Consider the following 4,856-nt stretch of genomic DNA (forward strand, 5'->3'; position numbering starts at 1 on the left):
CAGGGCGGAAGGCGCCGCCGCCGTTCGCCGCGCGGAGCCGCGCGAGGGGCACGCCCGCGTTTCTCGGCACCTGCGGCGGCTTCCAGCACGCGCTTCTGGAGTACGCCCGTAACGTGTGCGGGCTGCCCCGAGTCACGCACGCCGAGAACGACCCCGACGCCGAGGACGTCCTCATCGAATCGCTGGCCTGTTCGCTCGTCGGCCACGAGGCGATGGTCACGATCGACACGGGCTCGCTCGCCGAGTCGGTGATCGGCTCCGAGCGCACGGTCGAGCGCTACTTCTGCTCCTACGGCCCGACCCGCCACCTCGACACCCTGCGCGCCCAGGCTGCGTTTCTCCGGTCACGACGAGGGCGGCCATGTCCGGATCGCCGAACTCCCCGGCCACCCCTTCTTCCTGGCCACTCTCTTCCAGCCCGAACTGTCCGGCGACGGCAGCCGCCCGCACCCGGTGGTCCGCGCCCTGGCCCGGGCGGCGGTCGAGCACGCCGCACGAACCGAGCGGCAGCTGGTCTGACCAGGGATTTTCGCGGCGGCCGGGGCCCGTTGTCAGTGCCGCCTGTTACGTTCTGTGACATGACCGATCACGCCCTGCGGCTGCTCCGACAGCACGCCCACCTGGCCGAACTGGCCGCGTTCCCCTTCGACTTCGACCTGCGCCGAGCGCACCACGGCGAGGCGGTCCGGCTGGCCTCGGGCGGCCCCCTGCGGCCGGTGGCGGGCGACGACACGGGCGGTACGTACTTCGTGTGCGCGGACGGTTCGGTGCTGTACGCCGACTCCGAGGGCTCGGCCGGAATCATCGGCTCCAGTGTCGACGAGGCACTGGAGATCATGATCGGTCTGCCGGGCTGGCGCGACCATCTGGACCTGTCCCCGTCCGACGGCCCGGAGAAGATCCTGGCGGCGGTCACGGAGACGGAGGACGAGTTCCGCGAGGACTACGGCCTCGACGAGGCACGGCCCCAACTCCGCGCCGCCCTGGGCCTGTCCGAGCGTTCCCCGGTCGAGCTGATCGGCATGCTGCACGCTGCCCTGCTGCGCACGGAGCCCGACTTCCTGCTCCTGAACGCGGAAGAGGGCGGCGCCTACAGCCTCCTCGACCGGCATCCCCGTCCCCCGTTGTGGGAGCCGGTGCTCGCCCAGGGGCGGGCGGATCTGGCGGCGCTGCGGGCGGGCGACCGTACGGTGTGGGACACGGTGGCCGGGGACCCCGTACGGCGTCGACTCGCTCTGCGGGCGGCGCAGTTCGACCGCGCGGACGGTGATCTGGAACTGCTGCGGCATCTGCTGCGGCACGAGAGGGCGTCGTCGATGACGGACGAACTGCGGCTCGCCGCCGTGCTGGTGGGGCTGCGCGGGTACACCGAGGACCTGGCGTTGCTGCACGAGGTGCGGGAGACGGACTTCGACACCGCGTGCGGGCTGAGCGAGCTGCCGGGGCCGGACGCGGACGGGACGGCGCTGCGGGAATGGGCGCTCGCCCAGGACGACTGTTTCTTCGGCACGGACCTGTCCGACGAGCCGTCGGACACCTGGACCGACCTGGCCACCGATCAGGGACTCACCGAGTTGGCCCGGGTCACGCTGATCCGCAGGCTCGACGAGATCGACATGGACCAGGGCATGCTGAGACGCCCGGGTGCGCCGAAGGCACTGGACACGTCTCCCCTGTCATGGCTCGCCCGCGACTTCGAGCGATTGGGCGATCTCACCCAGGCGTTGCGCGCCCAGCGCCTCTGCACCGCCCTCCAGGAGACGGCCTGGGACCGCGTCTCGGCCCGGCTGACACTGGCCCGTCTGGAGCGCGAGACGGGTCAACTCGCCGAGGCCGGAAGGACGTTGGCCACCCTCCGGGGCACGCTGGCCGACCCCGTGGACGAGTCGCTCCGGCACTGGCAGGGCGTGAACCTCGGCCGTTTCGTCGCCGAGGAGCACTACGCCCTGACCCGCGCGCTGGCCGACGCGAACCTCCCGGAAGAGGCCCGAGTGACCCTGGCCGCAGCCGACTCGATACTCGGCGAGCTCTCGGGTGCCGCCGCGACGGCCGTACGGGAGCTCGCCGAGGACGTGGCGAAGCGGGTCCGGGACCCCAGGGATCTCGGTTGAGGGGTCGTCAGGCGAAGGGCATCGCCGGAATCCGGTCCGGTACGAAGCCGTGCGAACGGCGGGCCAGGTAGGCGGACTTGTAGCGGTCGACCTCACGGTGCCAGTTCAGGATGCCCGCCATCCAGTGCTGAAGGTCGGTCACATAGCCCCGCATGATCTCGCGCGCCTCGTCCGAGAGGCCGAAGTCGTCGTAGACGACGGGCAGTTCGTTCGCCGCGACGTGTTCGAACTGGCGCATGCGCTGGGTCATCAGGTCGTGGACGACGCCGAGCGCGGTCGGGTAGTCGATGCCGAAGAAGTTCTGGACGACAAGGATGGCGTTGTGGACCTCACCCTCGTACTCGATCTCCTTCTGGTAGGAGAAGACGTCGTTGAGGAGGCAGGCGTAGTCGATGGCCGCGTTCTCCAGGGCGCGGACGGGGCCGGTGCGGTAGACCTCGGGCGGGACCTTCGGCCCGTGCCCCATGCGGCACATGCTGAGGGTGAGGTCGGAGCCGAAGGTGGCGCGGCGCATCTCCAGGTAGTCGACCGGGTCGGGGATCCGGTGCTGGATCTGGTTGGCCAGCTCCCAGACCCAGCTCTCGGTCATCTTGTTGATGGCGTCCTTCAGGGTGTGCCGGTCGTCCACGGGCATCTCGGCGGTGGTGAGGGCCCACAGGTCGATGAGTCCGCGCTCCATCCCGTTGACCGGCACGATGACCGCCGGACCCTCGATGGGCATGCAGTCGGAGAGACGGGCCGTGGTGACGCGGGCGGCGGCGAGGTCGCCGCGGATGCCGTAGACGAGGGGGTAGTAGTCGTCGCCGTAGGTCCCCCAGGCGAGCCAGCGCGAGCTGAGGTCGAGGGCCTCCTCGGTGGCGTCCGGGTCGATGCCGGCCGAGCAGAGCGGGAGGTCGGCGGCGGCGAGCTTCTCCTCGTCCCAGACGCCCTCCTCCAGCATGCCGACGGAGTGCATCCAGTCGACGAGGCGGTGGCGGGCACCGTCGAGATGCGGGCTCAGTTCGACCTGGAACGGCATGTAGAAATCGGGGAGTTGAGAGGGGCCGACCTTCTGGAAGGGCACGTGGGTGTAGGCGCGCAGCCGTTCGGCGCCGGCCGAGGCGAGGAGGGCGCCGATGTCGGCGGCGGAGGTGCCGAGGCCGGTCGGTCCGTTCAACGACGAGTTGTCGAGGGCGCCTTCGTTCATGTAGCGGCTGGAGCGCAGGTGCCACTCGTGGCCGCCGGACTGCCAGTCCTGGAGGCCCTGGGTGTAGGCGGCGACCGCCCTGACCTCGTCGGGGGTGAGACCTTTCTCCAGGGCGACAGCGGGCACTTCGGTGAACGCGGTGTGCTCGAACTGGTGGAGCCGGGAGGTGAGGACGTCGTTGACGGTCTCGGCGGCCTCCTGGGTGGTGCAGCCGAAGAAGGTCTCCAGGACGAGCACGCCGTTGCTCAACTCGCCCTCCTCCTCGACCTCCCGCTGGTAGGAGAAGAGGTCGTTGCGCAGGTGGACGCCGTCGGAGAAGGTCTCCATCAGGACCCTGAGCGGCCTCGATCCGGCGACGGACGCGGGCACTTCGGCGGTCGCGTACTCGACCAGACCCGCCGACCAGGGCGCGCCGCCCACCTTGCGGCGCATCTCGATGTACTCGACGGGGTTGGCGACCCGTCCCTCGTTGATGTTGGACAGCTCCCACAGGGACTCGTTGAGGAGGTGCTCGGTGGCGACGGCGAAGCGGCGGCGCCAGTCGACGGACATCGACGGCACGGTGCGCGCCCACAGGTCGGCGAGCCCTGCCTCGACCGGGTTCTCCGGCTCCGGTACGGGAGTCGCCAGGTCGAGCGGCATGAACAGCGGCAGCCGGTCCAGGTAGGCCTTGCCGCCGGCGCGGTCCTGGCTGCGCTTGAAGGTCTCCAGGAAGTGGTCGTCGAAGAAGAACACCCACACGTACCAGTCGGTGATCAGCGACAGGTCGGGCCCGTCGCAGTCGGGGTGGGTGTAGGCGCAGAGCAGGCCGTAGTCGTGCGCGTCGAGGTCGGCCTGCTCCCAGATCCCGGAGCCCTCCAGCATTCCCATCTCGCGTGCCCACGTGGAGGAGTGGGCGCGGGCCTCTTCCAGATGCGGGTTGAGGCGCGCGGGATACGGCATGTAGAAGTGCGGGAGTTCGAACGGCTGGGTCATGGCCGGGCCCTACCCGTGGCGCTCAACGGCCATCCCGGGCAGGGGACATGATCACACCATCGCGTGAATCGGCGCCGAACCCATGAGTTTTCCCGGCATCTTGTGGAGCTCACTTCCGGGACCGGGCGCGGCCGGGTGTGCGCACCGCTCTGCCCACCCGGGTGCGCAGGGCCACGAACTCCGGGAGTCCCCGCGTGCCGATCTGGTCGCGGGGGCAAGGGAGTTCGACAGGCAGGTCCAGTGCCACCTTCGCGCCGGGGCCCGATGTCAGGACGACGACGCGGTCACCGACGTACACACTCTCGTCGATGTCGTGGGTGACGAAGAGGATCGTCGTGCGGTCCGTGCGGTGCACCTCCAGGAGGAGGTCCTCCAGGTCCTCTCGGGTCTGGGCGTCGAGGGAGCCGAAGGGTTCGTCCATCAGCAGCAGGGAGGGGCGGCAGACCAGGGCACGGGCGATGGCCACGCGCTGCTGCATACCGCCGGACAGCTGCCACGGGTGGCGGCGGGCGGCGCCGGTCAGGCCGACGCGGTCCAGGATGCGTTCCGCCTCGGCACGCCGCTCGGCCCGGCGCAGGGCCTGG

General features: G+C 70.3%; 3 protein-coding genes and 1 pseudogene. 2 read left to right on the plus strand and 2 right to left on the minus strand.

The genetic code is table 11. The features are described from left to right. Both R6V09_RS46105 and R6V09_RS46110 read left to right on the plus strand, forming a co-directional pair. Positions 1-519: pseudogene (locus R6V09_RS46105) on the plus strand (hypothetical protein); the annotation flags it as partial. Between the two features lie 59 nt (positions 520-578). Beyond that, positions 579-2,111, plus strand: a complete 1,533-nt coding sequence (locus R6V09_RS46110; protein ID WP_317887449.1) for a hypothetical protein — start codon at positions 579-581, stop codon at positions 2,109-2,111. Positions 2,112-2,118: 7 nt separating this feature from the next. On the opposite strand, the gene cyc2 is transcribed toward R6V09_RS46110, so the two are convergent. Both cyc2 and R6V09_RS46120 read right to left on the minus strand, forming a co-directional pair. Beyond that, complete coding sequence (gene cyc2 / locus R6V09_RS46115) at positions 2,119-4,272, minus strand: germacradienol/geosmin synthase Cyc2 (RefSeq protein ID WP_317887450.1); 2,154 nt, start codon at positions 4,270-4,272, stop codon at positions 2,119-2,121. Between the two features lie 109 nt (positions 4,273-4,381). Further along, positions 4,382-4,856 (minus strand): ABC transporter ATP-binding protein (locus R6V09_RS46120; RefSeq protein WP_317887451.1); only part of this gene is annotated, 475 nt, incomplete at its 5' end.

The organism is Streptomyces sp. W16, from assembly GCF_033194735.1.
In the GTDB taxonomy this organism is placed as follows: domain Bacteria; phylum Actinomycetota; class Actinomycetes; order Streptomycetales; family Streptomycetaceae; genus Streptomyces.

Bases quoted from the DNA above. Each gene is read 5' to 3' on its own strand.
- R6V09_RS46110 (WP_317887449.1), top strand. From the start codon at position 579: ATGACCGATCACGCCCTGCGGCTGCTCCGACAGCACGCCCACCTGGCC.
- cyc2 (WP_317887450.1), bottom strand. From the start codon at position 4,272: ATGACCCAGCCGTTCGAACTCCCGCACTTCTACATGCCGTATCCCGCG.